Source organism: Rhizobacter sp. P2_H3, assembly GCF_056403355.1.
Map to the genome: position 1 here is coordinate 1 of NZ_JBFUFQ010000504.1, position 1,064 is coordinate 1,064.

A 1,064-nucleotide genomic window follows, 5' to 3' on the forward strand; every position below is an offset into this window, starting at 1 on the left:
GCCGCCGGCTTCACCGGCTCGCGCCGCGGCTCGGCCTGCGCCAGCAGCGGCAGTTCGTCGACCAGCCGCACCACCTCGTCGACCTTGATCGACAGCCCGCCGATGTCGGCCACGCCGACCGACTTGACGCGGTCGATGTCGCGCGCGATCGCGCGGCGCACGCCGTCCAGCCGCGGCTGGCTGTAGCGGGCCAGGCGCTCGTCGGCCTGCTTCAGCGCCGCCACCAGCGGCTCGGCACTGCCGGTGATCGCCGCTTGCTGCTGCGCGACGCGCAGGCCGGCGTCGATGTCGACCAGCACGTTCTCGTCGCGCGAGCGCGACAGCGACTGGATCAGGTCCTCGAGCTGGCTGCGCTGGATCGCGACCTCGGCCAGCTTGGCCTCGAGCAGCGCGACCTTGGCCGCACTGTCGCGCGCGACCTCCTGCGCCTGGCGCGCCATCACCTGCGCCTCGCCGGACTGCCGGCCGCTGTCCTGCTGGCGGCGCACCAGCTCCTGCTCCAGCGTGCGCACCCGTTGCTGCGCCGACCAGGCCTGCACCAGCGCGATGACGATCAGCAGCACCAGCAGCGCGAGCACCGCCGGCGCGAGCCAGCCAGGCAGGCGGCGCGGCGGCGCGGCAGCGGCCACCGGTGCGGCGGGCACCGGCTCGGCGATGGAGGGCGGGGAGGCAACGGTGTCGGTCACGATGCGATCGATTGTATGCAGGCCACCACTTCCGCGAGAGCGGGCCGGGATTCGAGCACCTGCCCGAGGCCGAGCGCGCGCGCGCGGGCCGCGATCCGCGGGTGCGTCGCGAGCGCGCGGCCGGCCGCCCAGGTCCGGGCCGGCGCGAGCGCCTCCAGGTGGTCGACCGCTTCGGAGCTGCTGAAGAACCACAGGTGCTGCGCCGGGCGGTCGAGCGCGGCCTGCAGCAGCGTGCGCCCGGCGTCGTCGAGCAGCGGCGCGCTGCGGCCGTAGGCGCAGGCCAGCGACACCGTGGCGCCCTGTTCGCGCAGGCGCTCGGCGAGCCAGTCGCGCCCGCTGGTGCCGCGCACCACCAGCACGCGGCGGCCCGCCCAGGCC

General features: G+C 76.0%; 2 protein-coding genes. Both read right to left on the reverse strand.

Annotation, left to right across the window (positions count from 1 at the left end):
• A partial coding sequence (locus tag AC1D1T_RS32660) for a uroporphyrinogen-III C-methyltransferase (RefSeq protein WP_477993511.1) occupies window positions 1–686 on the reverse strand: 686 nt, incomplete at its 3' end.
• A partial coding sequence (locus tag AC1D1T_RS32665) for a uroporphyrinogen-III synthase (protein ID WP_477993513.1) occupies window positions 683–1,064 on the reverse strand: 382 nt, incomplete at its 5' end. The genes AC1D1T_RS32665 and AC1D1T_RS32660, both read right to left, overlap by 4 nt.